Raw genomic sequence first — 26,155 nt, forward strand, 5'->3', positions numbered from 1 at the left:
AACCGGCGCGGTGATCGTGCATCCCGCGCGTCGACAGTGACACAGCCGTCGTCCACAGCCGAAAAACGCGCGCTCAGCCCACAGTCGAAGCGCTCAATGCACACCCGCCGCGCTCACCGCACGCTCGAAGCACAGAGCACACTGGGAAACCGCGTGGTCACGAACCGCCGTGAACACCAGAGGACGAGAATGACGCAGAAATTCGTTCGGCGTGCGGGCCTGACGCTGGTGGGCGCACTGCTTCTGGCCGGCCTTCTGCCGCCGGCCGCCTCCGCCTCGCAGGGCCGGTCAGTCGTGCATCAATTTCGCGTATACGAGATTTTCGAGCACAACAAGCAGGCTTTTCACGAGCGCTTCCGTGATCACGCCATGCGCATCATGGCCAGATACGACTTCGAGATCGTCGCCATGTGGGAAACCAAGCACGAGGAGCGCACCGAGTTCGTCTATCTGTTGCAGTGGCCGGATGTGGCCACGCTGCAGGATCGCTGGGCCGGGTTCCTGGCCGACCGGGAATGGTCCGAGATCAAGATGCGCACCGCCGCCCGGCACGGCCAGCTGGTGGGAGAGATCGAGGACCGCATACTGACGGTCACGGACCATTCCCCCACGAGGGAGTTCGCACTGCCGGTTCGCCCCTGAACGACGGCCCCCAGCCGAGCCGGGAACCATATTCACCTGGGTCCACCTGGGCCCGGCCTCGGGGCCTGCGATGACGGTTCCGGTCAGGCGCAGTTCACCCACTCATCGGTGCCGTCGGCGAAGAACTGGTGCTTCCACACCGGCAGGCGTTCCTTGACCAGGTCGACCAGCCGGGCGCAGGTCTGGAACGCCTCCGAGCGGTGGTCGGCGGCGACCGCCGCGACCAGCGCCGCATCTCCGATCGAGAGCGGCCCGACCCGGTGGCTGACCGCGATCGCCCGCACCCCCCGGCTCGCGGCGGCCACTTCGGCGGCCACCTCGGCCAGGGTCCGCTCGGCCGACGGGTGCGCGGTGTACTCCAGCCGCAACACCTCGCGCCCGCCGTCGTGGTCGCGGACCACCCCGGCGAAGCCGACCACCGCACCGGCGGCCCGGTGGCCGACCAATGCCTCGTGTTCGGCCACCTCGATCGGATCGGAGGTGACCGTGGCGCGCAGAACCTCTGCGTTCATCGAACGTGATCCTCACCGCTGAGCTGATCGAGGGCGTGCTCGAGCACGTCGTCGAGCACCCCGAGGCCGTCCTTGACCCCGCCCGGTGAGCCGGGGAGGTTGACGATCAGTGTGCGTCCCGCCACGCCGCAGACCCCGCGGGACAGCACCGACGTCGGCACCTCGGGCAGCCCGGCCCGGCGGATCGCGTCGGCCAGGCCGGGAATCTGATAGTCGAGCACCGCGAGCGTGGCCTCCGGGGTGGCATCGGTCGGGGAGATCCCCGTCCCACCGGAGGTGATGATCACGTCGACGTCCTCGTCGACGGCGGTGCGCAGCGCGGCGCCGACCGCGTCCCCGTCGGGCACCACCACCGGCGCCGGGACCCGGTAGCCGCGCTCGGTCAGCCAGTCGACGATGATCGGCCCGCAGCGGTCCTCGTACACCCCGCCCGCGGCCCGGGTGGATGCGATGACGACCCGGCCGGTGCGGGTCACGGCCGCGTCCAAACGCCGGTCTTGCCGCCTTCCTTGCGCAGCACCCGGATATCGCCGATGCGGGCCGCCGGGTCGACCGCCTTGATCATGTCGTAGAGCGTCAGCGCGGCCACGCTCACCGCGGTCAGCGCTTCCATCTCCACCCCGGTGCGGTCGGTGGTGCGCACCGTGGCGGTGATGTCGATGTGTGCCTCACCGATGTCGAAGTCGACGTCGACACCGGTCAACGCCAGCTGATGGCACAACGGGATGAGGTCGCTGGTGCGCTTGGCCGCCATGATCCCGGCGACCCGGGCGGTGGCCAGCGCATCACCCTTCGGCAGCCCGCCGGCGGCGATCATCGCCACCACGTCGGTCCGGGTCCACAACACACCCGCCGCGATCGCCTCCCGTTTGGTGGGCGCCTTGGCGGTCACGTCGACCATGTGCGCCGCGCCGGTGTCGTCCAGGTGCGACAGGCGGGGGGCGGAGGAACCGGCTCCTGCGGGCTCGGGCACCGTTACCTGTTGATCACCGTGACCGGATGCATGTACGGCAGCTCATCGTGCGGCAACGGGAACTCCTCGTCGCCGAACGGGGACAACGCGCCGGCGAGCTCCGCCGTCAGCTCGGTCACCGCGTGCTCGTCGTCCGGGATATGAGTCGGCCAACCGCCGTCGACATAGTGCTTCTTCTGCCGCTTGTTGTCTGCCACGCCCACATTGTGGCAAACGTCTCCGTGCGTGGCGAGGTCGGGCGGCTGCTTTACGCTGGTCAGCGATGACCGAACACGCACCGGGCGTCCCGTTGGGCACCTGGTTGGCCGAGCTCTCCGACGAGCAGCTGGTGCGGCTGCTGGAGTTGCGGCCCGACCTGACCCAGCCCCCGCCGGGCACCATCGCGGCGCTGGCCGCGCGGGCGCAGTCGCGTCAATCGGTCAAGGCGGCGACCGACGCGCTGGACTTCCTGCACCTGGCGGTGCTCGACGCGCTGCTGGTGCTGCACGCCGACACCGCACCGGTGCCGGTGACCAAACTGCTCGAACTGCTCGGGGACCGGGCCGATCCCGACGACGTCACCGCCGCGCTGGCGACGCTGCGGGAGCGGGCGCTGGTCTGGGGTGACACCGCGGTGCGGGTGGCCGCCGAGGCCGCCGGCAGCCTGCCCTGGTATCCGGGCCAGGCCACGGTCGAGGACACCGGGCACACCGCCGAGGACATCACCGCCCGGCTCGCCGAACTCGACACCGCCCAGAGTGAGCTGCTGGCCCGGCTGTTGGAGGGTTCCCCGCTGGGCCGCACCCGCGACGCCGCACCGGGCACCCCGCCCGACCGGCCGGTGCAGCGGCTGCTGGCCGCCGGGCTGCTCCGCCAGCTCGACGACGAGACGGTGATCCTGCCCCGGCTCGTCGGTCAGGTGCTGCGGGGCGAGGCACCCGGACCGGTGCGACTGCGGCCACCCGATCCGGTGGTGTCGACGACGACGGCCGCCGACGTCGACGCGGTGGCCGCCGGGGCCGCGCTCGAACTGCTGCGCGAGGCCGAGGTGGTGCTGGAGACGCTCGGCGCCGCCCCGGTCGCCGAACTGCGCAGCGGCGGGCTGGGGGTGCGCGATCTCAAACGGCTGAGCAAGTCCACCGGCATCGACGAGCGCCGGCTCGGGCTGATCCTGGAGGTGGCGGCCGGAGCCGGGTTGATCGCCGCGGGCACCCCCGACGCGGTGCCCGACGACGGGTCGGCGCCGTTCTGGGCCCCGACGGTGGCCGCCGACCGGTTCATCGAGTCGCCGCCGGCGGTGCGCTGGCATGTGCTGGCGTCGACCTGGCTGGACCTGCCGGCCCGGCCCGGGCTGATCGGCAGCCGGGGACCGGACGCGAAACCGTACGCGGCGCTGTCCGATGCGTTGTACTCCACCGCCGCGCCGCTGGACCGGCGACTGTTGCTGTCGGTGCTGGCCGATCTACCGCCCGGCGCCGGCGGTGACGCCCGCTCACTGTCCGCGGCGATGATCTGGCGGCGGCCGCGCTGGGCCGCGCGGCTGCAACCCGAGCCGGTCGAGGCGCTGCTCGAGGAGGCCCACGCCCTCGGTCTGGTGGGCCGCGGCGCGATCGCCACCCCGTCGCGGGTGCTGCTGAGCGCCGACGACGCCGAGAGTGTCGTCGCGGCGATGGCCGACGCGTTGCCGTCGCCGGTCGATCACTTCCTGGTGCAGGCCGATCTCACCGTGGTGGTGCCCGGCCCGCTGGAACGTGAGCTGGCCGAACAGCTCTCCGTGGTGGCGCGGGTGGAGTCGGCCGGCGCGGCGATGGTCTACCGGGTCACCGAGGACTCCATCCGCCATGCCCTGGACACCGGACGCACCGCCGGTGATCTGCACAGCTTCTTCGAACGGCATTCGAAAACCCCGGTGCCGCAGGGGTTGACGTACCTGATCGACGATGTGGCACGGCGGCACGGGCAACTGCGGGTGGGCATCGCCGCATCGTTCGTGCGGTGTGAGGATCCGGCGCTGCTGGCCCAGGCGGTCGCCGCGCCGACGGTCGCGGAGTTGGAGGTGCGGTTGCTCGCCCCGACGGTGGCGGTGTCGCAGGCGCCGCTGTCGGATGTGCTCGACGCGCTACGCCGGGCCGGATTCGCACCCGCCGCCGAGGATTCCACCGGTGCGGTGGTCGACCTGCGGCCGCGCGGAGCCCGGGTGCCGGCGCCGCCGGGCCGGCGCCGCAGCTTCCGGCCCAACCCGCCGAGCCCGCAGACCCTCGGCGCGATCGTGTCGGTGCTGCGCAAGGTGGCCGCGGCGCCGTTCGGCAGTGCCCGCCTGGATCCCGCGGTGGCCATCGCCGAACTGCAGGAGGCCGCGCTGCAGCAGGCGTCGGTGGTGATCGGCTACGTCGATCCGGCGGGTGTGGCCACCCAGCGCGTGGTCGAACCGATCAGCGTCCGCGGCGGACAACTGACCGCCTACGATCCGGCGTCGGGCCGGGTGCGCGACTTCGCCATCCACCGCATCACCTCGGTGGTGTCCGGCGACCGGGATTGACCCGACCGGCCTGATCAACCGCCTTTGACCATCGTGAACTGGCCGACCTCGGTGATGCCGCGGCGGAAGAAGTCCGCGCAGCCGGTGAGGTACCGCAGGTAATTCGCGTAGACCTTCTCGGATGTCACCGCGATCGCCTCGTCCCGCCGGTCCTGCAGGTTGTCCGCCCAGGTGTCCAGCGTGCGCACATAGTGCGGGTTCATCAGCTGCAGATCCTCCTGGCGGAAACCGGCCGCGGTGGAGATGTCGACGACATCCTCGGCGGACGGCATCTCACCGCCGGGGAAGATCTCCTTGCCGACGAACCGCATGAACCGCAGATCGCTCATGGTGATGGCGATCCCGTGGTCGTGCCAGTAGCTCGGCGGATGGGTGAAGATCGTCTCCAGCACGAACCGGCCGCCGTCGGGCAGGATCCGGTGGGTCAACTCGAAGAACGGTTTGTAGCGGGGTTTGCCGAACGCCTCGAACGCCTCGATGCTCACGATGCGGTCGACCGGTTCGTCGAACTGTTCCCAGCCCTGCAGCAGCACCCGGCGGGACCGGTCGGTGTCGAGGCCCGCCAGCAGGTCGCGGCTGTAGGCGCACTGGTTGCGGCTCAACGTCAACCCGATGACGTTGACGTCGTGGCGCTCGACCGCGCGTTTCATCGTCGAGCCCCACCCGCAGCCGATGTCGAGCAGCGTCATCCCCGGCTGCAGCCCCAGCTTGTCGAGCGCCAGGTCGATCTTGGCCAGTTGCGCCTCTTCCAGCGTCATGTCGTCGCGGGCGTAGTAGGCGCAGCTGTAGGTGCGGGTCGGGTCCTGGAACAACCCGAAGAACTCGTTGGACAGGTCGTAATGGGCCTGCACGTCCTCGAAATTCGGGCGCAGCTCCGTCGACTCGACCATCACTGACCTTTCCTGCAGGTGAACTGGCAGACGTCGGTGTATCCCTTGGCGAACAGGTCCGAGCAGCCGGTCAGATAGCGCAGGTACCGGTCGTAGACCTCCTCGGAGGTGATCTCGATCGCCGCCCGGCGGTTGGCTTCCAGGTTGGCCGCCCAGGCGTCGAGCGTCTTGACGTAGTGCGGACGCAGCCGCTGCTTCTGGGTGATCCGGAATCCCGCGTTGGTCGCGGCGTCCTCGACCTGGGCGATCAACGGGATCCGGCCGCCGGGGTAGATCTCGTCGACGATGAACTTGAAGAAGCGCAGCAGCGACATCGTCGTCGGCAGGCCGAGTTCGGCGACCTCTTCCCTGCTGGTGGACACGATGGTGTGCAGCAGCATCACCCCGTCGTCGGGCAGCAGGTCGTAGGTCTTCTTGAAGTAGAAGTCGTAGTTGTCGAATCCGAAGTGTTCGAACGCGCCGATCGACACGATCCGGTCGACCGGTTCGTCGAAGTCCTCCCAGCCCTGCAGCCGGACCTCCTTGCGGCGCGGGCTGTCCGAGTTCGCGAACCAGTGCTCCTCGATGTGCCGGCGCTGATTCTCCGAGAGGGTCAGCCCGATGACGTCGACGTCGTGTTCGTCGACGGCCCGCATGATCGTCGAACCCCACCCGCAGCCGATGTCGAGCAGCGTCATCCCCGGTCGCAGGCCGAGCTTGCCCAGCGCCAGGTCGACCTTGGCCAGCTGTGCTTCTTCCAGCGTCATGTCGTCCCGCTCGAAATACGCGCAGCTGTAGGTCTGGGTCGGGTCCTGCCAGAGCCGGAAGAACTCGTTGGACAGGTCGTAGTGCGAACGCACCTCGTCCGCCGACGACCCGGGAGCCCGGCCCGCCCGGGTTCGCTCTCTGGTCCGCGGCTGGCTCGTGCGCGATTCGCTCACCCCGTCCGGCACGGTTCGCCCCCCATCGCTGTCGGCGTCGGGAACAACAACGGGGCACCCCGTGTTGCCCCCGTTACGGAACACGGTGCCGCCGACCTTACGCCGCTCGTCTGGTCCTGACGAGCCGATCCGCCCGACTCGCCGCGCCTCTTCGGCGCGAATGACGTTTGCGCAGGTGAAGGCCGGTGTCAGCGGTGCTGTCCGAACGCGCAAATATAGTGGTCGAGATGGCCGGGGCGCGTGCCGGCGGGAAGGTTTTTGCATGGCTGGGACGGAAGGCGCATGACAGACGGACCTCTGATCGTGCAGTCCGACAAGACGGTGCTGCTCGAAGTCGATCACGAGCTGGCGGGTGCGGCCCGGGCCGCGATCGCCCCGTTCGCCGAGCTCGAACGCGCCCCCGAGCATGTGCACACCTACCGCATCACCCCGCTGGCGTTGTGGAACGCGCGCGCGGCCGGGCACGACGCCGAACAGGTGGTCGACGCGCTGGTGACCTATTCGCGCTACGCGGTGCCGCAGCCGCTGCTTGTCGACGTCGTCGACACCATGGCCCGGTACGGCCGGCTGCAGCTGGTGAAGCATCCGGCGCACGGGCTCACGCTGGTCAGCCTGGACCGCGCGGTGCTGGAGGAGGTGCTGCGGCACAAGAAGATCGCCCCGATGCTCGGCGCCCGCATCGACGAGGACACCGTCGCGGTGCATCCCAGCGAACGCGGCCGGATCAAGCAGATGCTGCTCAAGATCGGCTGGCCGGCCGAGGACCTCGCCGGCTACGTCGACGGGGAGTCGCATCCGATCCGCCTCGAGCAGAACGGCTGGCAGCTCCGTGACTATCAGCAGATGGCGGCGGACTCGTTCTGGTCCGGCGGCTCGGGTGTGGTGGTGTTGCCGTGCGGCGCCGGTAAGACGCTGGTCGGCGCGGCGGCCATGGCCAAGGCCGAGGCCACCACGCTGATCCTGGTCACCAACACGGTGGCGGGCCGGCAGTGGAAACGCGAGTTGATCGCCCGCACCTCGCTGACCGAGAACGAGATCGGCGAGTACTCCGGCGAACGCAAGGAGATCCGGCCGGTCACCATCGCGACGTATCAGGTCATCACCCGCCGCAGCAAGGGGGTGTACAAGCATCTGGAACTGTTCGACAGCCGCGACTGGGGGCTGATCATCTACGACGAGGTGCACCTGCTGCCCGCGCCGGTGTTCCGGATGACCGCCGATCTGCAGTCGCGGCGGCGGCTCGGGCTGACCGCCACGCTGATCCGCGAGGACGGCCGGGAGGGCGACGTGTTCAGCCTGATCGGCCCGAAACGGTATGACGCGCCGTGGAAGGACATCGAAGCCCAGGGCTGGATCGCGCCGGCCGAGTGCATCGAGGTGCGGGTGACGATGACCGACAACGAGCGGATGCTGTACGCGACGGCCGAACCCGAGGAACGCTACAAGCTGTGCTCGACGGCGCACACCAAGGTCGCGGTGGTCAAGTCGATCCTGGAACGGCACCAGGGTGAGCAGACCCTGGTGATCGGCGCCTATCTGGAGCAGCTCGAAGAGCTCGGCAGGGAACTGGACGCCCCGGTCATCCAGGGCTCGACCAAGACCGCCGAACGCGAGGCGCTCTTCGACGCGTTCCGCCGCGGGGAGATCTCCACGCTGGTGGTGTCCAAGGTCGCGAACTTCTCCATCGACCTGCCGGAAGCCTCCGTGGCGGTGCAGGTTTCGGGGACGTTCGGTTCGCGGCAGGAGGAGGCCCAGCGGCTGGGCCGGCTGCTGCGGCCGAAGGCCGACGGCGGCGGCGCGGTGTTCTACTCGGTGGTGTCGCGCGACAGCCTCGACGCCGAATACGCGGCCCACCGTCAGCGGTTCCTGGCCGAGCAGGGGTACGGCTACATCATCAAGGACGCCGACGACCTACTCGGCCCGGCGATCTGAGTTCGGCGCTTCGTACCGGCGTCGTTTTTTTGCGCTGGCCTCGTTTTTGCGTCGAGGGCTGTTGATCGCGCCGACCAACAGCCTTGTCTGCAATATCGAAGGCCGTGACCGACGTGAACTCGACCGGTGACGGAAAACAGCGGCTACTCGCCCCACCCACCGCCACACGGCCATCGCCGTACACCGCCACCGTCGTCGTGACGTATGAACTCACCGGCTGCGAAGCGCAGACGACCACCCGCCGCAGCAACGCCGTTCTTGCGCACAGGGCTGCTCTCGAAGCGCTCAACAACGACCCTGAGTGCAAAAACGGCGAATATGCGACGCCGCCGGCCGACGATTCAGATCAGGTGTGCGGCCCGACCGGTTTGACCACGGTGAGCAGCACCACCGAGTCCTCGATCGCCCGCAGCGCGTGCCGTTCCGCGGGGATCATCAGGTGATCGCCTGGAGAGCCGTCCCAGCCGTGCGGCCCGGCGGTGAGGCGCACCCGGCCCTGCAGCACCTGCAACGTCGCTTCACCCGGGCTGTCGTGCTCGGCGAGTTCGCTTCCGGCGGTCAGCGCCATCAACGTCTGCCGCAGCGCACGATGATGCCCGCCGAAGATGGTCTGGGCGCTGCGTCCGCTGCTGGCCGCCTTCGCACTGGCCAATTCCTGACGTGCGAGCGCGGTGAGTGAGATCTTCTCCATCGCCCCATCGTCGCACTACAACCCGCAAAAATGCACCTAAGGCGAGCCTCACTGCGCCGAAGGGCTCAGCTCAGCGCCGGAATGACCTTCTGCTCGAACATCTCGATGCCCGACCGGTCGTAGGCGGCTTCGGGGAAGTACATGATCGCGTACTCGCAGCCGAGGTCGCGCATCCGCTGCAGCCGTTCGATGACCTGATCCGGGGTGCCGGTCGCCGAGGACGGTGCCTTGATCGAGTCGACCATCCCGTCGGCGGCGTCCTCGCCCACCCGGGACACCAGCCGGGCCCGCACCTGCTGCAGCCGGTCGGCCACCTCCGACTCGGTCTCTCCCAGCACCGCGTTGAAGTTGGCCGACCGCACGATCGCCTCGAAGTCGGTGCCGACGTCGTGGCAGTGTTCGGCGAGGATCTCGGACTTGCGTTCGAAACCCTCCGGGTCGCAGGTGTAGTTGGTGTAGTCGGCGTACTTGGCGGCGATGCGCAGGGTGACCTTCTCCCCGCCGCCGGCGATCCACAGCGGGATGCGCTCGTCCTGCAGCGGCCGCGGTTCCACGATCGCGCCGTCGACCTGATAGTGCTCGCCGTCGAAGCTGACGATGCCGTTGAGCCAGGCGTCGTGCATGATCTGCACGCCCTCGTCGAGCCGGCCGAGCCGCACCTTGGCGGGCGGGAAACCGTAGCCGTAGGCGCGCCATTCGTGTTCGTACCAGCCCGCGCCGATGCCCATCTGCACCCGGCCGCCCGAGATGACGTCCACCGTCGCCGCCACCTTGGCCAGGTAGACCGGGTTGCGGAAGCTCATCGCGGTGCACATCTGGCCGAGCTTGATCGACCGCGTGCTCGCCGCGTACGCCGCCATCAGCGACCACGCCTCATGGGTCGCCTCGTGGGTCGGCATCGGCACGGTGTGGAAGTGGTCGTACACCCAGATCGAGTCCCAGGCACTCTGATCGGCGTACACCGCGAGGTCGCGCATCACCTGCCAATGCCGCTCGGGTGGGATGTCGACCAGGTCGAGTCGCCAGCCCTGCGGGATGAACAAACCGAAGCGCATGGCACCCGACTCTACGACTCTTCACCGGCGCACATGTCGGCGGCGCGGCCTTTCCGCTGCGAGGTGCTTTCCCGGTGGTTAGCCTGGGATTTCATGGCGCTCTCCAAAGCCGAACGAGAAGAGTTTCTGGCCGAACCGCGGGTGGCGGCGCTGTCGGTCTACGCCGGTGACCGGCGCGGACCGCTGACGCTGCCGATCTGGTACCAGTTCCAGCCCGGCGGGCAACCGTGGGTGTTGACCGGATCCGGGTCGCGGAAACACCGGCTCATCGAGGCGGCCGGGCACTTCTCACTGATGGTCGAGCGCACCGAGCCGACCACCCGCTACGTGTCGGTCGACGGGCCGGTCAGCCGCATCGAGCCGGGAACCGACGAGATGATGGCGGAGATGGCCCGCCGCTATCTCAGCGCGGAGTCCGCCGACCGGTATCTGCAGTTCGCGCGGGAGAACCTGGGCGAGCACGTGGCCATCTACCTCGAACCCCGGCACTGGCTGTCCGCCGATCTCGGCAGTTTCTAGCACCATGTCCTCACGGCGCTTGCTGTTCCGCACGCTGTATCGACTCGGTATGACGCCGTGGGACGGTCACCCGCTGGCGGCCAGTCTGCGCGGACTCGTCGAAGGCGGCGTCGAGGGCTTCGAGCCGCTGCCCCCGGGCGCCGCGCTGGATCTGGGCTGCGGAACCGGTGACAGTTCGATTTATCTGGCCCGGCACGGCTGGATGGTCACCGGCGTCGACTACATCGAGAAACCGCTGCACAAGGCCCGCGCCAAAGCCGAAGCGCAGGGCGTGGACGTCCACTTCCTGCAGGCCGATGTGACCCGGCTGCGTCAGGACGTCTCACCGGACGTCGTCGGCGCCGGTTTCGACCTGATCATCGACAACGGCTGCCTGCACGGGATGAGCGCCGAGGACCGCGACGCGTACGTGCGGGAGGTGACGGCCGTCGCCGCCCCGGACGCGCGGCTGCACATCGTCGCGTTCACGCCGGGCGGGCTGTTCGGCGTGCCCGGGATCACCCCCGAGGAGGTGGAACAGCGGTTCAGCGCCGACTGGACGCTGCTGTCCTCAGGCGTCGAGGCCGAGTCGGCGCGGGGCAACCAGGCGTCGCGCTACTACCTGTTCGCCGCGAGCAGACGCAGAACCGCATGAGATCGGCTGCCGCCGTGCGATTCTGCGTCTGCCCGGCGCTGAGAACTCCCCGGTGAACTAGAGCAGCGACTCCGGCGGGTTGAACCGGTCGCCGTAGCGTTCGGCGAGCTGCTTGGCACGGGCCACGAACGCCTCCTTGCCGGTGCCGAGTTCACCCTGGTAGCCCACGATGAACTGGGCGGTGCCACCGGTCCACGGCGGGAAGCCGATGCCCATGATCGAACCGATGTTGGCGTCGGCGGTCGAGGTGATCACGCCCTCGTCGAGGCACTTCTGCGTCTCGAGCGCCTCGGCGAACAGCATCCGGTCGATCATGTCCTGCAGCGGCGGGGTGGACGAGCCCGACTTGAAGGCCTCGCGCAGCCCCGGCCACAGGCCGGCCCGCTTTCCGTCGGCGTACTCGTAGAACCCGGCGCCCTTGGCGCGGCCCGGGCGGCCGAGCTCGATCATCGTGTTGACCACCGCCTCCGCCGGGTGCGGCTCGTAGGTGCCGCCGGCGGCCTCGACACCCTTGCGGGTCTCGGTGGCGATCTTCTGCATCAGCTCGAGGTTGAGCTCATCGGACAGCTGCAGCGGCGGGGCCGGGTAGCCGGCCTGCCCACCGGCCTGTTCGATGCTGGCCGGCTCCACACCCTCACCGAGCATCGCCAGCGCCTCGTTGACGAAGGTGCCGATCACCCGGCTGGTGTAGAAGCCGCGGCTGTCGTTGACGACGATCGGGGTCTTGCCGATCGCCAGCGTGTAGTCGAACACCCGGGCCAGCGCCTCGTCGGAGGTCTTCTCCCCCTTGATGATCTCGACCAGCGGCATCTTGTCGACCGGCGAGAAGAAGTGGATGCCGATGAAGTCCTCCTGGCGCTTCACCCCGGCGGCCAGCCCGGTGATGGGCAGCGTCGAGGTGTTGGACCCCAGGATCGCCTTCGGGTCGACGATGTCCTCGATCTCAGCGAACACCTTGTGCTTGAGTTCGGTGTTCTCGAAGACCGCCTCGATGACGAAGTCGACGCCCTTGAAGTCGGCGACGTCGGCGGTCGGCTTGATGCGGTCCAGCAGCGCCTTGGACTTCTCCGGGGTGGTGCGGCCCCGCTCCAGCGCCTTGGCCTCCAGCTTCTCGCTGTAGCCCTTGCCCTTCTGGGCCGCCTCCAGGGTGACGTCCTTGAGCACGACCTCGAAACCGGCCTTGGCGGTCACGTAGGCGATGCCGGCACCCATCATCCCGGCGCCGAGCACGCCGACCTTCTTCGGCAGCGTCTTCTCGATGCCCTGGGGCCGCGACCCACCCGAGTTGATGGTCTGCAGGTCGAAGAAGAACGCCTGGATCATGTTCTTGGCGGTCTGACCGGTGACCAGCTGGGTGAAGTAGCGGCTCTCGATGCGCGACGCGGAGTCGAAGTCCACCTGCGCACCCTCGACCGCGGCGTTGAGGATCGCGCGCGGGGCCGGCATCGGCGCGCCCTTGAGCTGCTTCTTCAACAGCGCCGGGAACGACGGCAGGATGCTGGCCAGGCCCGGACTGCTCGGCGTGCCGCCGGGCATCTTGTAGCCCTTGGCGTCCCACGGCTGGGTGTGGGCGTCGGGGTTCTCCTTGATCCAGGCCTTGGCGCGGGGCACCAGTTCGTCGACGCTGTCGACCAGCTCGTCGACCAGGCCGACCTCCTTGGCCTTGGCCGGGCGGAACCGGGTGCCCTGGCTGAGGATCTCCATGAAGGCCTTCTGGATGCCGAACATCCGCACGGTGCGGGTGACGCCACCGCCGCCGGGCAGCAAGCCCAGGGTGACCTCGGGCAGGCCGATGACCGAACCCTTGACGTCGGCGGCGATGCGGCGGTGACACGCCAGCGCGATCTCCAGGCCGCCGCCGAGCGCGGCGCCGTTGATGGCCGCGACGACGGGCACCCCGAGCGTCTCCAGCCGGCGCAGGTCCCGCTTGACCGCTTCGACCATGTCGAACGCCTGCTGGGCGTCGTCCGGGCCGATGGTCATCATGCCGTTGAGGTCACCGCCGGCGAAGAAGGTCTTCTTGGCGCTGGTGATCACCACGCCCGTGATCGAGTCCTTCTCGGCCTCCAGGCGGTCGACGGCCTTGCGCATCGACTCCTGGTAGTGCTCGTTCATCACGTTGGCCGAACCGGTCGGATCGTCCAACGTCAGGGTGACGATGCCGTCGGCGTCTTTATCCCACTTGATCGTGTTCTCTGCCATCGTTTCTCAGGCCTCTCAGACTCGCTCGATGATGGTGGCCACGCCCATGCCGCCGCCGACGCACAGCGTGATCAGCGCGCGGCGCGCACCCCGCCGCTCGAGCTCGTCGACCATGGTTCCGGTGATCATCGCGCCGGTGGCGCCCAGCGGGTGGCCCATCGCGATGGCGCCACCGTTGACGTTGAGTTTCTCGTCGGGGATGTTGAGGTCCTTCTGGAACTTCAGCACCACCGAGGCGAACGCCTCGTTCAACTCGAACAGGTCGATGTCGTCGACCGTCAGGCCGGCCCGGTCCAGCACCTTCTTGGTGGCCGGGGTGGGGCCGGTCAGCATGATGACCGGGTCGGCGCCGCTGGTCGCGGTCGCCACGATCCGGGCCCGCGGGGTCAGACCCTGCGACTCGCCCGCCTTCTCGCTACCGATGAGCACCAGCGCGGCGCCGTCGACGATGCCCGAGGAGTTGCCGCCGGTGTGGACGTGGTTGATCTTCTCCACCCAGTGGTACTTCTGGCGCGCCACATCGGTGAAACCGCCCATCTCGCCGACGGCTTCGAAGGCGGGCTTGAGCTTGGCCAGGCCCTCCATGGTGGTGTCGGGCCGCATGTGCTCGTCGTGGTCGAGGATCACCAGGCCGTTCTGGTCGCGCACCGGCACCACCGACTTGGCGAAGTAGCCGCCGGACCAGGCCGCCGCCGCGCGCTGCTGGCTGCGCAGCGCGTAGGCGTCGACGTCCTCACGGGTGAAGCCCTCGATGGTGGCGATCAGGTCGGCGCCGATGCCCTGGGGCACGAATCCGACGGTGTAGTTGGTGTCCGGGTCGGTCGCCCAGGCGCCGCCGTCCGAACCCATCGGCACCCGGCTCATCGACTCGACGCCGCCGGCGAGCACCAGATCGTCCCAGCCGGAGCGCACCTTCTGCGCGGCCATGTTGACCGCCTCCAGACCCGACGCGCAGAACCGGTTGATCTGCACCCCGCCGGTGGTCTCGGGCATACCCGACGCCAGCACCGCGGTGCGGGCGATGACCGCACCCTGATCCCCCACCGGCGACACCACGCCCAGGATGATGTCGCTGATCAGGTTCTCGTCCAGATCCGGATAGCGCCGCCGCATCTCGTCGATGAGACCGGTGACCAGGCTGATCGGCTTGACCTCGTGCAACGATCCGTTGCGCCCCTTACCGCGGGGCGTGCGAATCGCCTCGTAGATGAAGGCTTCTTCGGACATGTGTCTCTCCAAGTCCTTGTTCTGAGAAAAGCGAAATACTCGCTGACTCGGAGCGTAACAGGCCGATAAACCAACCTGTTGGTTGACTTCCTCCTCGCGACTGCTGCCGGAGGGGTGACTCACCTTACTCTCATTCCATGACGGTCGAGCGGCTGCGCCCGTACGCCACCACGATCTTCGCCGAGATGTCGGCCCTGGCCGCCCGGGTGGGGGCGGTGAACCTCGGGCAGGGTTTCCCCGACGAGGACGGTCCGCCGGCGATGCTCGAGATCGCCCGCGACGCCATCGCCGAGGGGATGAACCAGTACCCGCCGGGTATCGGGATCGCACCACTGCGGCAGGCGATCGCCGCGCAACGCGAACGCCACTACGGCGTCGAGTACGACCCGGACACCGAGGTGCTGGTGACCGTCGGCGCCACCGAGGCGATCGCCGGCGCGGTGCTCGGCCTGGTCGAACCGGGCTCCGAGGTGCTGCTCATCGAACCGTTCTACGACTCCTACTCCCCCGTCATCGCGATGGCCGGCGCGCACCGGGTGGCGGTGCCGCTGGTCACCGACGGGCCGGGCTTCGCGGTCGATCTGGACGCGTTGCGCCGGGCCGTCACGCCGCGCACCCGGGCGATGATCGTGAACTCGCCGCACAACCCGACCGGCATGGTGCTCACCGAGGCCGAACTGGCGGGGATCGCCGAGCTGGCGGTGTCGGCGGACCTGCTGGTGATCACCGACGAGGTGTACGAGCATCTGGTCTACCCGTCGCCGGCCGGGCGCCGGCACATCCCGCTGGCGTCGTATCCGGGGATGGCCGAACGCACGGTCACGATCTCCAGTGCGGCGAAGATGTTCAACTGCACCGGCTGGAAGATCGGATGGGCTTGCGGCCCATCCGATCTCATCGCCGGGGTGCGGGCGGCCAAACAGTATCTGTCGTACGTGGGGGGTGCGCCGTTCCAGCCGGCGGTGGCTCACGCGCTCGACCACGAGGACGCGTGGGTGGCCGCGCTGCGCGACTCGCTGCAGTCCCGGCGCGACACCCTGGCGGCGGCGCTCACCGAGATCGGTTTCGAGGTGCACGACAGCGCGGGCACCTACTTCCTGTGCGCCGATCCCCGGCCGCTCGGCTACCCCGACAGCACCGAGTTCTGCGCCGGGCTGCCCGAGCGGGTGGGGGTGGCCGCGATCCCGATGTCGGCGTTCTGCGATCCCGCGGCGCCGCACGCCGAGGTGTGGAATCACCTGGTGCGGTTCACCTTCTGCAAACGCCCGGAAACCCTCGAGGAGGGCATCCGCCGGTTAGGTGCGCTTCGGCGCGGATGACCCCAGGCACCGGTACACCCGTTCCTTGAGCTTCTCGGTCGCGACATCGAGCACGATCCGGCGGCCCCGCTTGATCAGGAAATGCGGGACCGGTGCGGCGAGCTCCATGATCAGGTCGAACCGGACCCGGGTGCGGTCCTGCCCCACCGGGGTCAGGTTGTACTCACCGTGTTGTCCACGCTGCTGAAACGTCTCCTCGGCATCCCAGACCATCCAGCTCGGGCCCCAGTGGTACTCGAGGATCTGCCTGTCGGTGACGCCGAGGATCCTCAGGGTGGCCCGCACATGGTGCGGGCGGCCGTCGGGATGACGGTCGAGCACCTCGGCCCGCCGGTGCAGCGTCGACCAGCTGGGCACCTGGTCGATGTCGGCGAGCACGTCCAGGATGGCCTCGACCGGGGCGTCGATGACCACTTCGCGGGATGCCCGCACCGCCATGGCAACCGATCGTAGTGAGCGGTCCCGCCCGCCGCAGCCCGTTCGCCGGGGGCGGCGATCACCGGCCGTAGAGCTGCTCGACCCGTTTGCGCAGACCGTCGGTGGCGGTCTCCATCGCACCCCTCATCGCCCGCTTGAGCACGAAACCGGGCAGCGGAACCGACGGGTCGACGGTGATCTCGAAGGTGACCTTGGTCCTGGTCCCGTCGGGCCGCAGGGTGTATTTCGCGTCCTGGGACCGCAACTGGCCGGCGCTGACCAGCGTCCAGGCCGCGCTGTGGTCGGTCCAGGTGTAATCGACGATCTGTTCGTCGGTGAGCCCGGCGGCCTTGACCTTCATCTTGACCCGGCGGGGCCGGCCGTCGGGGTGGGCGTCGAGGACCTCGGCGCTCAGATACTGCGGGGACCATTCCGGCACCGCCGCGACATCGGCGATGACGTCGAGGATCTGTGCGGGTGTGGCGTCGATGACCACGTCGCGGGAATCGCTGACAGCCATGGCGGCACCTTAGCCAGCGCCGGCCCGGCCGGCTCCGGATTGCCGGAATGCACCCACGTCAGGTCGGCCGGGCGGCGAGCGCCGCGAGGGTGTCCGCCGCGGTGTGGGTGGGGGTCCAGCCCAGCAGCCGCTTGGCCTTGTCGACGTCCATCACCACCGAGGTGCGGCCGACGTGCAGCCACTCCAGCGTCGACGGGATGAACGGCAGCCGGGCGACGAGCTCCGACGTCGCGGTCATCGCGGCCCTCGGCACCCGGATCGGCCGCGCCCCCAGGGCCGACGCCACCTGCGACATCGACAGCACCCCGTCGGCGGCGATGTTGTAGGCGCCGGGCGGCGCGGAGGTGGTGGTCGCCGCCAACCGGATCGCCTCGGCGACGTCGTCGTGGTGCACCAGCTGCAGCGGGGTGCCCGGATCGGGAAAGGGTGGCCGCAGCAACGGCAACGCCTGAGTGATCCGCTTGACCGGCTTGGGCAGCTGGTTCCACGGCATCGCGTCGGCCAGGGCGGGCGCCCGCGGGCCCGCCACGATGCAGGGCCGCAGTACATACACCTCCACCCCGGAGCCGTCGGTGATCTCGGCCAGCAGCGCCTCACACGCCGCCTTCTGCGCGGAGTAGTAGTGCTCGGGTGATCCGCGGGGCGCGACGGACTCGGTGATCGGCACCGGGTTGTCGGAGTGGTAGCCGTAGGCCGCCACCGAGGAGGTGTAGACCAGCCGCCGCGGCCGCCCGGTGCGGGCGTGGTGATCCACCACGGCCTGGAAGACGTTGCGGGTGCCGGTGAGGTTGACCCGTTCGCTCTCCGCCCGCGAGCCCATGATGATGAACGCCAGATGGACCACGACGTCGGCCGGTGCGACCAGCGCGTCGACGGCCTCGCGGTCGAGGATGTCGCCCTGCCGGTATTCGGTCTTGGTCCAGCCGTGCGCGGCCGCGTCGAACGGGCGGCGCGCCATCCCGACGATGCGGCCGACGGCGGGATCTCGTTCCAGCGCTTCGACGGCCGCCATCCCGATCTCACCGGTCGGACCGGTGACCGCCACCGTCAACGCCATGGCGGTGGCGTTCCCGGAGCCGGTGCCGGTGAAACCCCCCGGCCGATGGGTGGAATCGGCGCGGACGGGTAATCGGCAGGGATGAGGCTGATCTCACCGGCGGATTCGATGTTCCTGCTCGCCGAATCCCGTGAGCACCCGATGCATGTGGCCGGCCTGCAGCTGTTCGAACCGCCCCCGGGGACGGCGGGTCCGGAGTTCCTGCAGGGTCTGCATCAGCGGCTGGCCGCCGGGCGGGAGCTGCACCCGACGTTCCGCAAGCATCCGGCCACCCTGTTCGGCGGAATCGCCCACCTCGGCTGGGCGGTGGACGACGACGTCGACTTCGACTATCACCTGCGCCGGTCGGCGCTGCCCGGCCCGGGCCGGATCCGCGAGCTGCTGGACCTGACGTCGCGGTGGCACGGCACACTGCTGGACCGGCACCGGCCGTTGTGGGAGGTGCACCTGGTCGAGGGCCTCGCCGACGGCCGGGTGGCGATCTACTTCAAGGTGCACCACGCCCTGATCGACGGGGTGGCGGTGATGAAGCTGATGCAGCGCACACTGTCCACGGATCCGGGTGACGACGCGCGGGTCCCGTGGAATCTGCCGCCGCCCCGGCGCAACCCGGCCGGCCCGGTGTCGCGGCTGCGGTCCGCGACCGGCGCGGTCGGGTCGGTGGCCGCGCTGGCCCCGTCCACGCTGTCGCTGGCCCGGGCGGCGCTGCTGGAGCAACGGTTGACGCTGCCGTTCGGTGCGCCGCGGACGATGTTCAACGTGCGGATCGGCGGCGCCCGCCGGGTGGCCGCGCAATCGTGGCCGCTGCAGCGGATCCGCCGGATCCGGCAGGCCGCGGGGGTGACGCTCAACGACGTCGCGCTGGCGATGTGCGCGGGCGCGTTGCGTCAGTACCTGCTCGAGCACGACGCGCTCCCGGCCACCCCGCTGGTGGCGATGGTCCCGGTCAGCCTGCGCTCCGCGGACGAGTCCGCCGGCGGCGGCAACCGTACCGGTCTGGTGCTGTGCAACCTGGCCACCGACAGCGACGATCCGGCCGAGCGGCTGGACCGCATCAGCTCCTCGATGCGGTCCAACAAGAGGGTGTTCAGCCAGTTGCCCAGGGTTCAGGCGATGGCGTTGTCGGCGGCGATGATCGCACCGCTCGGGCTGGGCGCCGTGCCGGGGGTCGTGTCGTCCGCCCCGCCGCCGTTCAATCTGGTCATCTCGAACGTGCCCGGGGCGCCGGAGCCACGGTACTGGATGGGCGCCCGGCTGGCCGGGAACTATCCGCTGTCGATCGTGCTGGACGGTCAGGCGTTGAACATCACCCTGGTCACCAACGCCGATAACCTCGACTTCGGTCTGGTGGGGGCCCGGGGCAGCGTGCCGCATCTGCAGCGTCTGCTCGGCCACCTCGAGGACTCGCTACAGCAGCTGGAGCGGGCGGTCGGGGGGTGAGCTCAGCGGACCGTCGGGCTGTGGCCGACGCTGGTCCGCGGGGTGGTCGGGCGCGGCTGATTCTGCGCGAACCCCACGCACACACCGAGATTCCCGCCGACGCACGGCACACCGTTGAGGGTGGGGACCGGTTTCCCGGAGATCACCGTGGGGGCGCCGTTGTAGCCGGGCTGCGGGTCGCCGGCCGGATCGACCGGTGCGGCGGCGGCCTGCACCGCGGCGATCACGGCGGCACCCGCCAGCGTCGTGAAGTACCGGAGGAGAGAGATCATCGGCGGAGAGCTTTCGTCGGCTGCTGCCAGCGTACCGGCGGCCGAGCCGCGAAGCTCGAGGTGGCCAGGGCCGGGATCGAACCGGCGACCTTCCGCTTTTCAGGCGGACGCTCGTACCAACTGAGCTACCTGGCCGGGCGGCTCCGGCCATCTCAACCGAAATGCCTCGCCGTGATGGCGACCCTGACGGGACTCGAACCCGCGACCTCCGCCGTGACAGGGCGGCGCGCTAACCAACTGCGCCACAGGGCCATGCTGCGTGACGTCCTAACGCCTCTACGTTACGCGTACCCCCTACGGGATTCGAACCCGCGCTACCGCCTTGAAAGGGCGGCGTCCTAGGCCGCTAGACGAAGGGGGCCTGAGCCGAATCTCTCCGGGGCACTCGCAACGTTTCTCACGTTGGGAGCGTCGATAGCTTAGGGTACAGGCACCGAAAACCCCAAACTCACCCGCCTCATCCCAACGCCGGGGAACCAGTATTCTGTTTCACGCACACGCCCCTATAGCTCAGTTGGTAGAGCTACGGACTTTTAATCCGGAGGTCCTAGGTTCGAGTCCTAGTGGGGGCACCACAGCCACGATCTCAGCCACGATCTGCGCACAATGCGGCGGACGGGTGCCATCGGGTGGCATCGATCCACCGCACAGGAGTCCACGGCACACGGCCCCGATCGTGCCGGGGCCGATGCGACGAAGATCACTTTCCGCGTCCCGCGAGCCGGGCGCGCAGGCTCAGACGTCCGGGCAGTAGTGGATCGGCTTGCCGCGGTGCTCGACCGGCGGCAGGTTGCGCGCCGGGGTGTGCACCAGCGGCGCATCGGCCGGGATGCGGCCGGTGGCGCGGTCCCAGCCAGCCCGGGCCCGCGGATGCATCCGCCGCCGCTTCGGCAGCAGCTTGAACGCCAGGTTGACGGCGCGGCCGAACAGCCGGTGCAGCCGCTCGTCCCGCTCCGACCAGGTGTAGCCCATCAGTTCCCGCACCGGCGGGTCGTAGAGCCCGACGGTCACCCACACCGCGAACGGCCCCAGCACTTTCAGCTGCAGCTTCCACAACCAGTCCGGGATCCACTGCAGCGACGGGTGTTTCGGCATCGTCGACAGGTCGAGCACCTGGCGGGCGGCCCAGGTGTTCTCCAGCACGTTGCGGCACATGTGGTCCCAGTACTGCTGGAACTCCTCCCAGCTCCCGGGCACCGGCCGCATGCTCATGCCGTACATCCGGTACCAGGTGATGTGCTCATCGAACAGCCGGCGTTTCTGATCCTCGGTGAGGCCGTCGCCGAAGCGTTCGGCGGTGAGGATCGTGCCCATGAAGAACGTCGAATGCGCCCAGTAGAAAACGTCGGGGTTGAGCGCGCTGTAGCGGCGCCCCTGCTCGTCGACCCCTTTGATGCCGATGTGGTAGTCGCGGACCTCGGCGCCGGTCCGCGGCGCGCGGTCGCCGTCGAACACCACGCCGCCGATCGGATACAGCGAACGCAGCAACCGCGGGATCCGCTCGGTGAAGAAGATCGAGTGGTCCTTGACCGCCGCACCCAGCTGCGGGTGCATGTTCTGCATCGAACCGGCCCACGGCCCCTGCAGCAGGCCGCGCCAGTCACCGAAGATCTTCCAGGTCAGCGAGTCCGGCCCGAGCACCTCCGGCGGGGCGTCGTAGCCCCCGGCCGACACCGGACAGCCCGCTGCGGGCACAGTGGAGGCATCCCCCGCTGCCGGGACGGAGCCACTGGTCACTGGGCATACCTCAGAAGTATCTTGAGTCACTGGTGAACTTTCCGTTCCCGTCAGCAGGCAAACTGACTACGTATGTTGTCAAAGTGAGTTTAGGAGGACCGTGTCCACCGGTCAACGGCGGGGCCGCTGGTCTGGCGTGCCCCTGTCGGATCGTCAAACCCTCCGGCGCGAGGAGTTGATCGCCGCCGGGGTGAAGTTGCTCGGGCATCGCGAAGGCCCGGCGCTGACGGTTCGCGCGGTGTGCCGGGAGGCCGGGCTGACCGAACGCTACTTCTACGAGAGCTTCGCCGACCGGGACGAGTTCGTCCGCGCGGTGTACGACGACGTGTGCGCGCGGGCGATGTCGACGCTGATGACGGCGGATACCCCGCGCGACGCGGTGGAGCGCTTCGTGGCGCTGATGGTCGACGATCCGGTGCGCGGACGGGTGCTGTTGCTGGCGCCGGAGGTGGAGCCGGTGCTGACCCGGTCGGGCGCCAAGTGGATGCCGAACTTCATCGACCTGCTGCAGCGCAAGCTGACCCGCATCACCGACCCGGCGCTGCAGGCGATGGTGGCCACCGGTCTGATCGGGGCGCTGACGGCGTTGTTCACCGCCTATCTCGACGGCCGGCTGGCCGCCACCCGCGAGCAGTTCATCGACTACTGCGTGGGGATCCTGCTCAACCCGGTGGCGAGCTACTGATCGCCGTCCCGCCCGGTGTCCGACGCCGCGGCCCCGGGTTCGGGGGTCTGGGACCGGGGAGCCACATCGCAGTTGACGCTCAGCTGGACCTCGCCGCCGTCGGCGTAGTACTGCGGGTACTCCTCGTCGACCGTGGCGGGCCGCAGCGCCGACACCTCACGCATGTTCGTGACGATGCACTGCTCGAGCGGGAGGTTGTTGCCGACCACGGCGCCGATCACGACCGTGCGCCCCGCGTCCCGCAGCGACGAGGCGGCGTCGCCGAATGGTTCGCCGACCACCGTAGGGTCGGCGGTCGCCGGGCCCGATCCGAAGAGTCCGGCGCCGAGCAGCAGGGCCAGCCCACATCCCGCCGCCCCGAGGCCCAGTCGGTGTTCGCAGAGAGTGTTCACGGCGCGCCCCCATGTCGATCCGGTGTGATGTCACCGGATACACGCGACACACGCGGGCGAAACCCGATTCACCGGATCGGGCCCGGCTCTCCCCCGGCTCTACTCGGCGGATTCGGACGCCGCGGCGAGGGCGGCTCGGGCTTCCTCGGCCTGCTTGGCCGCCCGGCCCTCGGGGCTGAGCACCGACGCGCCCGGATCGGTCGCGGTGGCGCGGGCGCCGTTGCAGTTCAGCGCGACCATCACCTCGCCGTCGTCGGGCACGAACTCGTCACCGGCGTCCCGGACGAACGACGCCTCCCACGCGTTCGTGACGATGCATTCGTCGTCGGACAACTGGGTCCCCACCCGCGACGCCACCCGCGGTGTGCCGCCGGCATCCTCGATGGCCTGCGCTGCGTCCGCATACGGCTGGCCCACCACCGCGGGCACCGCCGCCGCCGTCGCCGCGCCGCCGATGGCCAACATGCCCCCGGCCACGATCGCGCCTGCGCAAAGACCCCACTGCTTCATAGACCCCGCCCTCCGAAATATCGGTGATTCCGGGCGAAAGCCTACCGGCGAGCAACAGACCTCGCAGCGCGAGCAGGGCGTTGTGCTGCGACAACGCCAGCAAAGATGCCGCCTGGTTAACTCTTTGCAAACTGCGTGTTAGGCACGGGTTTCGCTCAGGGAAATCAAAACTCCACCGGCGCGCATCTCAGCCGCTGTAGGAGCACAGGTCCGAGTGCCGCTGGCAAAACCGGATGCAGAAGGCCTGGGTGTCGGCGGACTCCTCGCAGACCTCCGGATTGCGGTTGATCAGCCGGGCGTTGTGCTCGACCGTCTTCCAGGACTTACCCTCCTCGGTGGTCACCGAGTTCCCGGGCCGGCCCGCTGCCGCGACGCGGGCGTTGCAGTTCAGCACGAGCATCACTTCTCGAGTGCCGGAAGGAAATCCCTGCGCGTCCCGCACGAAGGAGCCGTCCCAGGCATCGGTCACGATGCAGTCGCCCTCGCTGAGCTGGCTGCCGTAGCGGGCGGCGATGACCGGCCGGCCGTTCTGCCGTTCGATCACCGAGGCCGCCTCGTCGTAGGTTCGGCCGGACACGTTCGGGGCCGCTGCCGCTCCACCCGCTCCGCTGACCGCTAACCCCGTCGCCATGACCAGACCCGCGATGAGAACGATGAACCGTCGCACGTGGCTCCTAACGCTTCTATTTTGCTTTTCAACCACTTTCACCGGCCGGAAACGGTCCCGGACCCGAGTCAGCAAATGTTACCGCGCGGTCTGCCCGCAAGATGTGTTGTTTGTCTCAAAACCTCATGACAGTAGCGATATCGATATCCCGCGACCGGGCCCGGCAACTTGAATGTCACCGAAGTACACAGATACTCTGAGTGCTACTGGCAGGTACAGATAAATTGGAGGGGCCCCTGATGCACGAGAACTTGACCGACCTGCACCTCCTACGGGAGCTGGAGCCGGTCGTCGAGAAGCTGCTCAACCGGCACCTGTCCATGTCCAAGGACTGGAACCCGCACGACTACATCCCATGGTCGGACGGGAAGAACTACTACGCGCTGGGCGGTCAGGACTGGTATCCGGAAGAGGCCAAGCTCTCCGAGGTGGCCCAGACGGCAATGGTGCAGAACCTGCTCACCGAGGACAACCTCCCTGCCTATCACCGCGAGATCGCGATGAACCTCGGGATGGACGGGGCCTGGGGCCAGTGGGTGAACCGCTGGACCGCCGAGGAGAATCGGCACGGCATCTCGCTGCGGGACTATCTGGTCGTCACCCGCGCCTGCGACCCGGTCGAGCTGGAGGAACTGCGGGTCGAGCAGATGACCCGGGGCTTCTCCCCCGGCCAGAACCAGCAGGGCGACCTGTTCGCCGAGAGCCTGTTCGACTCGGTCATCTACGTGACCTTCCAGGAGCTCGCCACCCGGGTGTCGCACCGCAACACCGGTAAGGCCTGCAACGAGACGGTCGCCGACCAGCTGCTGGCCCGGATCTCCGCGGACGAGAACCTGCACATGATCTTCTACCGCGACGTCTCGGAGGCCGGCTTCGAGATCGCGCCGGACCAGGCCATGCACTCGCTGCACCGGGTGCTGCGCAACTTCAAGATGCCCGGATTCACCGTTCCGGAGTTCCGGCGCAAGGCCGTGGTCATCGCCGTGGGCGGTGTCTACGATCCGCGCATCCACCTCGACGACGTCGTGATGCCGGTGCTGAAGAAGTGGCGGATCTTCGAACGCGAGGACTTCACCGGCGAGGCCGCGCGGATGCGCGACGACCTCGGCAAGCTCGTCGAGGAGCTGGAGGAGGCCTGCGAGAAGTTCGAGGTGTCCAAGCAGCGCCGCCTGGAGCGCGAGGCACGGCAGGCCGAGAAGGCTGCCGAAAAGAAGAAGTCGTTCGCGGCGTCCACGGCGTCATGACCGCATGACGGTCGCAGCCGACACTCGACCGCTGCGGATCGGATCCATCGAACTCGCCAGTCCGGTCGTGCTGGCCCCGATGGCCGGTGTGACCAATGTGGCGTTCCGGACGCTGTGCCGGGAACTCGAGATCGCCCGGGCCGGCACGGTCAGTGGTCTGTACGTGTGCGAGATGGTGACCGCGCGCGCCCTGGTGGAGCGCCACCCGGCGACCATGCACATGACGACATTCGGCCCGTCCGAGACGCCGCGGTCACTGCAGCTGTACAGCGTCGATCCGGACTACACCTACCGGGCGGCGAAGATGATCGCCGACGAGAACCTGGCCGACCACATCGACATGAACTTCGGCTGCCCGGTGCCGAAGGTCACCCGCCGGGGCGGTGGCGCCGCGCTGCCCTACAAGCGCCGGCTGTTCGGCCGGATCGTCGCGGCGGCGGTGGCGGCGACGGAGGGCACCGGCATCCCGGTGACGGTGAAGTTCCGGGTCGGCATCGACGACGAACACCACACCCACCTCGATGCCGGGCGGATCGCCGCCGAGGAGGGCGCCGCCGCGGTCGCCCTGCACGCCCGCACCGCGGCCCAACGCTATTCCGGCACGGCGGACTGGTCGCAGATCGCCGCGCTCAAAGCGCATGTGCCCGACATCCCGGTGCTGGGTAACGGCGACATCTTCGAGGCGTCCGATGCGGTGGCGATGATGGCCGAGACCGGCTGCGACGGCGTGGTGATCGGCCGCGGCTGTCTGGGCCGGCCGTGGTTGTTCGCCGAATTGTCCGCCGCGTTTGCCGGCAGGGACATTCCGACGCCGCCGACCCTGGGCGAGGTGGCCGGGATCATCCGCCGCCATGCAGAGCTGTTGGCCGCACACTTCGGCGAGGACAAGGGCCTGCGCGACATGCGCAAGCACATCGCCTGGTACCTGCACGGCTTCCCGGCCGGCGCCGAGCTGCGCCGGTCGCTGGCGTTGGTCAGGACCCTGGCCGAACTGGACGACCTGCTCGCTCAACTCGATCCGACGGTGCCGTTCCCACCAGCGGCGACGGGTCCGCGAGGCCGCCAGGGATCGGCGGCGTCGGTGACGCTGCCCGAGGGCTGGCTGGACGATCCGGACGACTGCACGGTGCCCGCCGGCGCGGACGTCATGCACTCCGGTGGCTGACTCGTGCCGATTTCG

The 26,155-nt window shown here is 69.0% G+C and carries 28 protein-coding genes and 4 tRNA genes; 11 read left to right on the forward strand and 21 right to left on the reverse strand.

Annotated features, from left to right (window positions below; translation table 11 throughout):
- Positions 1-189: 189 nt before the first annotated feature.
- Entirely contained in the window at positions 190-642 is a 453-nt protein-coding gene (locus tag CKW28_RS19325; RefSeq protein ID WP_003926180.1) for an NIPSNAP family protein, read from the forward strand.
- A gap of 83 nt (positions 643-725) precedes the next feature.
- On the opposite strand, the gene CKW28_RS19330 is transcribed toward CKW28_RS19325, so the two are convergent.
- From CKW28_RS19330 to CKW28_RS19345, 4 genes are read right to left on the reverse strand one after another with little or no spacing between them, the layout of a single operon-like run.
- Positions 726-1,154 carry a molybdenum cofactor biosynthesis protein MoaE gene (locus tag CKW28_RS19330; protein ID WP_003926181.1) on the reverse strand — a complete coding sequence of 143 codons (429 nt, stop codon included), beginning with the start codon at positions 1,152-1,154 and terminating at the stop codon, positions 726-728.
- A complete protein-coding gene (locus CKW28_RS19335; RefSeq protein ID WP_040547618.1) occupies positions 1,151-1,630 on the reverse strand; it encodes a MogA/MoaB family molybdenum cofactor biosynthesis protein in 480 nt (159 codons plus the stop codon). The genes CKW28_RS19330 and CKW28_RS19335 overlap by 4 nt, the downstream gene beginning before the upstream one ends.
- Positions 1,627-2,127 carry a cyclic pyranopterin monophosphate synthase MoaC gene (gene moaC / locus CKW28_RS19340; RefSeq protein WP_003926183.1) on the reverse strand — a complete coding sequence of 167 codons (501 nt, stop codon included), beginning with the start codon at positions 2,125-2,127 and terminating at the stop codon, positions 1,627-1,629. The genes CKW28_RS19335 and moaC overlap by 4 nt, the downstream gene beginning before the upstream one ends.
- A gap of 2 nt (positions 2,128-2,129) precedes the next feature.
- Complete coding sequence (locus CKW28_RS19345; protein ID WP_003926184.1) at positions 2,130-2,330, reverse strand: hypothetical protein; 201 nt, start codon at positions 2,328-2,330, stop codon at positions 2,130-2,132.
- A 59-nt stretch (positions 2,331-2,389) separates the two neighbouring features.
- On the opposite strand from CKW28_RS19345, the gene CKW28_RS19350 reads away from it, so the two are divergent.
- A complete protein-coding gene (locus CKW28_RS19350; protein ID WP_003926185.1) occupies positions 2,390-4,645 on the forward strand; it encodes a helicase-associated domain-containing protein in 2,256 nt (751 codons plus the stop codon).
- Between the two features lie 14 nt (positions 4,646-4,659).
- On the opposite strand, the gene CKW28_RS19355 is transcribed toward CKW28_RS19350, so the two are convergent.
- Complete coding sequence (locus CKW28_RS19355) at positions 4,660-5,535, reverse strand: cyclopropane mycolic acid synthase family methyltransferase (RefSeq protein WP_050811986.1); 876 nt, start codon at positions 5,533-5,535, stop codon at positions 4,660-4,662.
- The gene (locus CKW28_RS19360) at positions 5,535-6,455 is read right to left on the reverse strand and encodes a cyclopropane mycolic acid synthase family methyltransferase (protein ID WP_085975163.1); all 921 of its coding nucleotides are present in this window, start codon (positions 6,453-6,455) and stop codon (positions 5,535-5,537) included. Before CKW28_RS19360 ends, CKW28_RS19355 begins: the two co-directional genes overlap by 1 nt.
- 282 nt (positions 6,456-6,737) lie before the next feature.
- Between CKW28_RS19360 and CKW28_RS19365 the strand changes: the two genes are divergently transcribed.
- The gene (locus CKW28_RS19365; RefSeq protein ID WP_003926188.1) at positions 6,738-8,387 is read left to right on the forward strand and encodes a DNA repair helicase XPB; all 1,650 of its coding nucleotides are present in this window, start codon (positions 6,738-6,740) and stop codon (positions 8,385-8,387) included.
- A 346-nt stretch (positions 8,388-8,733) separates the two neighbouring features.
- Here CKW28_RS19365 and CKW28_RS19370 read toward each other — a convergent pair whose 3' ends face one another.
- Entirely contained in the window at positions 8,734-9,078 is a 345-nt protein-coding gene (locus CKW28_RS19370; protein ID WP_003926189.1) for a cupin domain-containing protein, read from the reverse strand.
- Positions 9,079-9,143: 65 nt separating this feature from the next.
- A complete protein-coding gene (locus CKW28_RS19375; protein ID WP_003926190.1) occupies positions 9,144-10,133 on the reverse strand; it encodes an LLM class F420-dependent oxidoreductase in 990 nt (329 codons plus the stop codon).
- 93 nt (positions 10,134-10,226) lie between these two features.
- Between CKW28_RS19375 and CKW28_RS19380 the strand changes: the two genes are divergently transcribed.
- Both CKW28_RS19380 and CKW28_RS19385 read left to right on the forward strand, forming a co-directional pair.
- On the forward strand, positions 10,227-10,652 hold the full coding sequence (locus CKW28_RS19380) for a pyridoxamine 5'-phosphate oxidase family protein (protein WP_003926191.1): 426 nt from the start codon (positions 10,227-10,229) through the stop codon (positions 10,650-10,652).
- A 4-nt stretch (positions 10,653-10,656) separates the two neighbouring features.
- Positions 10,657-11,286 (forward strand): class I SAM-dependent methyltransferase, encoded by a 630-nt coding sequence (locus tag CKW28_RS19385; RefSeq protein ID WP_003926192.1) that lies wholly within the window; start codon positions 10,657-10,659, stop codon positions 11,284-11,286.
- A gap of 57 nt (positions 11,287-11,343) precedes the next feature.
- Here CKW28_RS19385 and CKW28_RS19390 read toward each other — a convergent pair whose 3' ends face one another.
- Both CKW28_RS19390 and CKW28_RS19395 read right to left on the reverse strand, forming a co-directional pair.
- On the reverse strand, positions 11,344-13,488 hold the full coding sequence (locus CKW28_RS19390; protein ID WP_003926193.1) for a 3-hydroxyacyl-CoA dehydrogenase NAD-binding domain-containing protein: 2,145 nt from the start codon (positions 13,486-13,488) through the stop codon (positions 11,344-11,346).
- 15 nt (positions 13,489-13,503) lie between these two features.
- Positions 13,504-14,715 (reverse strand): acetyl-CoA C-acetyltransferase, encoded by a 1,212-nt coding sequence (locus CKW28_RS19395; RefSeq protein WP_003926194.1) that lies wholly within the window; start codon positions 14,713-14,715, stop codon positions 13,504-13,506.
- A 137-nt stretch (positions 14,716-14,852) separates the two neighbouring features.
- Here CKW28_RS19395 and CKW28_RS19400 point away from each other — a divergent pair, with 137 nt between their 5' ends.
- Positions 14,853-16,034, forward strand: a complete 1,182-nt coding sequence (locus CKW28_RS19400; protein ID WP_003926195.1) for a pyridoxal phosphate-dependent aminotransferase — start codon at positions 14,853-14,855, stop codon at positions 16,032-16,034.
- Here the strand turns inward: CKW28_RS19400 and CKW28_RS19405 are convergent.
- From CKW28_RS19405 to CKW28_RS19415, 3 genes are read right to left on the reverse strand one after another with little or no spacing between them, the layout of a single operon-like run.
- A complete protein-coding gene (locus tag CKW28_RS19405) occupies positions 16,011-16,472 on the reverse strand; it encodes an SRPBCC family protein (protein ID WP_003926196.1) in 462 nt (153 codons plus the stop codon). The genes CKW28_RS19400 and CKW28_RS19405 overlap by 24 nt on opposite strands.
- A 58-nt stretch (positions 16,473-16,530) precedes the next feature.
- Entirely contained in the window at positions 16,531-16,971 is a 441-nt protein-coding gene (locus tag CKW28_RS19410; protein WP_003926197.1) for an SRPBCC family protein, read from the reverse strand.
- A 58-nt stretch (positions 16,972-17,029) separates the two neighbouring features.
- A complete protein-coding gene (locus CKW28_RS19415; protein WP_003926198.1) occupies positions 17,030-18,028 on the reverse strand; it encodes an NAD-dependent epimerase/dehydratase family protein in 999 nt (332 codons plus the stop codon).
- 81 nt (positions 18,029-18,109) lie between these two features.
- Between CKW28_RS19415 and CKW28_RS19420 the strand changes: the two genes are divergently transcribed.
- A complete protein-coding gene (locus tag CKW28_RS19420) occupies positions 18,110-19,468 on the forward strand; it encodes a WS/DGAT/MGAT family O-acyltransferase (RefSeq protein ID WP_003926199.1) in 1,359 nt (452 codons plus the stop codon).
- Between the two features lie 2 nt (positions 19,469-19,470).
- Here the strand turns inward: CKW28_RS19420 and CKW28_RS19425 are convergent, their stop codons facing one another.
- From CKW28_RS19425 to CKW28_RS19440, 4 genes are all read right to left on the reverse strand, one after another.
- Positions 19,471-19,740 carry a hypothetical protein gene (locus CKW28_RS19425; RefSeq protein ID WP_003926200.1) on the reverse strand — a complete coding sequence of 90 codons (270 nt, stop codon included), beginning with the start codon at positions 19,738-19,740 and terminating at the stop codon, positions 19,471-19,473.
- A gap of 61 nt (positions 19,741-19,801) precedes the next feature.
- Positions 19,802-19,875, reverse strand: a tRNA-Phe gene (locus CKW28_RS19430).
- A gap of 40 nt (positions 19,876-19,915) precedes the next feature.
- Positions 19,916-19,992 (reverse strand) — tRNA-Asp (locus CKW28_RS19435).
- 36 nt (positions 19,993-20,028) lie between these two features.
- Positions 20,029-20,101 (reverse strand) — tRNA-Glu (locus tag CKW28_RS19440).
- Positions 20,102-20,239: 138 nt separating this feature from the next.
- Between CKW28_RS19440 and CKW28_RS19445 the strand changes: the two genes are divergently transcribed.
- Positions 20,240-20,315: transfer RNA gene (locus CKW28_RS19445), tRNA-Lys, on the forward strand.
- A 160-nt stretch (positions 20,316-20,475) separates the two neighbouring features.
- Here CKW28_RS19445 and CKW28_RS19450 read toward each other — a convergent pair.
- Complete coding sequence (locus CKW28_RS19450; RefSeq protein WP_040547145.1) at positions 20,476-21,507, reverse strand: oxygenase MpaB family protein; 1,032 nt, start codon at positions 21,505-21,507, stop codon at positions 20,476-20,478.
- A 70-nt stretch (positions 21,508-21,577) separates the two neighbouring features.
- Between CKW28_RS19450 and CKW28_RS19455 the strand changes: the two genes are divergently transcribed.
- A complete protein-coding gene (locus tag CKW28_RS19455) occupies positions 21,578-22,162 on the forward strand; it encodes a TetR/AcrR family transcriptional regulator (RefSeq protein WP_040547147.1) in 585 nt (194 codons plus the stop codon).
- Here the strand turns inward: CKW28_RS19455 and CKW28_RS19460 are convergent.
- From CKW28_RS19460 to CKW28_RS19470, 3 genes are all read right to left on the reverse strand, one after another.
- Positions 22,156-22,554, reverse strand: coding sequence for a hypothetical protein (locus CKW28_RS19460; protein WP_003926203.1), 399 nt, complete (start codon positions 22,552-22,554; stop codon positions 22,156-22,158). The two genes, CKW28_RS19455 and CKW28_RS19460, sit on opposite strands and share 7 nt — an antisense overlap.
- A gap of 99 nt (positions 22,555-22,653) precedes the next feature.
- The gene (locus tag CKW28_RS19465) at positions 22,654-23,031 is read right to left on the reverse strand and encodes a hypothetical protein (RefSeq protein WP_234784961.1); all 378 of its coding nucleotides are present in this window, start codon (positions 23,029-23,031) and stop codon (positions 22,654-22,656) included.
- Between the two features lie 220 nt (positions 23,032-23,251).
- Positions 23,252-23,695, reverse strand: a complete 444-nt coding sequence (locus CKW28_RS19470; protein WP_131588049.1) for a hypothetical protein — start codon at positions 23,693-23,695, stop codon at positions 23,252-23,254.
- Between the two features lie 275 nt (positions 23,696-23,970).
- Between CKW28_RS19470 and CKW28_RS19475 the strand changes: the two genes are divergently transcribed.
- A complete protein-coding gene (locus tag CKW28_RS19475; RefSeq protein WP_003926206.1) occupies positions 23,971-24,975 on the forward strand; it encodes an acyl-ACP desaturase in 1,005 nt (334 codons plus the stop codon).
- 4 nt (positions 24,976-24,979) lie between these two features.
- The gene (gene dusB, locus CKW28_RS19480; protein WP_003926207.1) at positions 24,980-26,140 is read left to right on the forward strand and encodes a tRNA dihydrouridine synthase DusB; all 1,161 of its coding nucleotides are present in this window, start codon (positions 24,980-24,982) and stop codon (positions 26,138-26,140) included.
- Positions 26,141-26,155: the final 15 nt, after the last annotated feature.

It is taken from the genome of Mycolicibacterium thermoresistibile (genome assembly GCF_900187065.1).
GTDB classification, from domain to species: Bacteria; Actinomycetota; Actinomycetes; order Mycobacteriales; family Mycobacteriaceae; genus Mycobacterium; species Mycobacterium thermoresistibile.

Excerpts from the sequence above, each read along its gene's own strand:
- CKW28_RS19325 (WP_003926180.1), top strand. The coding sequence starts at position 190 with ATGACGCAGAAATTCGTTCGGCGTGCGGGCCTGACGCTGGTGGGCGCA.
- CKW28_RS19330 (WP_003926181.1), bottom strand. The coding sequence starts at position 1,154 with ATGAACGCAGAGGTTCTGCGCGCCACGGTCACCTCCGATCCGATCGAG.
- CKW28_RS19350 (WP_003926185.1), top strand. The coding sequence starts at position 2,390 with ATGACCGAACACGCACCGGGCGTCCCGTTGGGCACCTGGTTGGCCGAG.
- CKW28_RS19355 (WP_050811986.1), bottom strand. The coding sequence starts at position 5,535 with ATGGTCGAGTCGACGGAGCTGCGCCCGAATTTCGAGGACGTGCAGGCC.
- CKW28_RS19365 (WP_003926188.1), top strand. The coding sequence starts at position 6,738 with ATGACAGACGGACCTCTGATCGTGCAGTCCGACAAGACGGTGCTGCTC.
- CKW28_RS19370 (WP_003926189.1), bottom strand. The coding sequence starts at position 9,078 with ATGGAGAAGATCTCACTCACCGCGCTCGCACGTCAGGAATTGGCCAGT.
- CKW28_RS19375 (WP_003926190.1), bottom strand. The coding sequence starts at position 10,133 with ATGCGCTTCGGTTTGTTCATCCCGCAGGGCTGGCGACTCGACCTGGTC.
- CKW28_RS19380 (WP_003926191.1), top strand. The coding sequence starts at position 10,227 with ATGGCGCTCTCCAAAGCCGAACGAGAAGAGTTTCTGGCCGAACCGCGG.
- CKW28_RS19385 (WP_003926192.1), top strand. The coding sequence starts at position 10,657 with ATGTCCTCACGGCGCTTGCTGTTCCGCACGCTGTATCGACTCGGTATG.
- CKW28_RS19390 (WP_003926193.1), bottom strand. The coding sequence starts at position 13,488 with ATGGCAGAGAACACGATCAAGTGGGATAAAGACGCCGACGGCATCGTC.
- CKW28_RS19395 (WP_003926194.1), bottom strand. The coding sequence starts at position 14,715 with ATGTCCGAAGAAGCCTTCATCTACGAGGCGATTCGCACGCCCCGCGGT.
- CKW28_RS19400 (WP_003926195.1), top strand. The coding sequence starts at position 14,853 with ATGACGGTCGAGCGGCTGCGCCCGTACGCCACCACGATCTTCGCCGAG.
- CKW28_RS19405 (WP_003926196.1), bottom strand. The coding sequence starts at position 16,472 with ATGGCGGTGCGGGCATCCCGCGAAGTGGTCATCGACGCCCCGGTCGAG.
- CKW28_RS19410 (WP_003926197.1), bottom strand. The coding sequence starts at position 16,971 with ATGGCTGTCAGCGATTCCCGCGACGTGGTCATCGACGCCACACCCGCA.
- CKW28_RS19415 (WP_003926198.1), bottom strand. The coding sequence starts at position 18,028 with ATGGCGTTGACGGTGGCGGTCACCGGTCCGACCGGTGAGATCGGGATG.
- CKW28_RS19420 (WP_003926199.1), top strand. The coding sequence starts at position 18,110 with ATGAGGCTGATCTCACCGGCGGATTCGATGTTCCTGCTCGCCGAATCC.
- CKW28_RS19425 (WP_003926200.1), bottom strand. The coding sequence starts at position 19,740 with ATGATCTCTCTCCTCCGGTACTTCACGACGCTGGCGGGTGCCGCCGTG.
- CKW28_RS19470 (WP_131588049.1), bottom strand. The coding sequence starts at position 23,695 with ATGGCGACGGGGTTAGCGGTCAGCGGAGCGGGTGGAGCGGCAGCGGCC.
- CKW28_RS19475 (WP_003926206.1), top strand. The coding sequence starts at position 23,971 with ATGCACGAGAACTTGACCGACCTGCACCTCCTACGGGAGCTGGAGCCG.
- dusB (WP_003926207.1), top strand. The coding sequence starts at position 24,980 with ATGACGGTCGCAGCCGACACTCGACCGCTGCGGATCGGATCCATCGAA.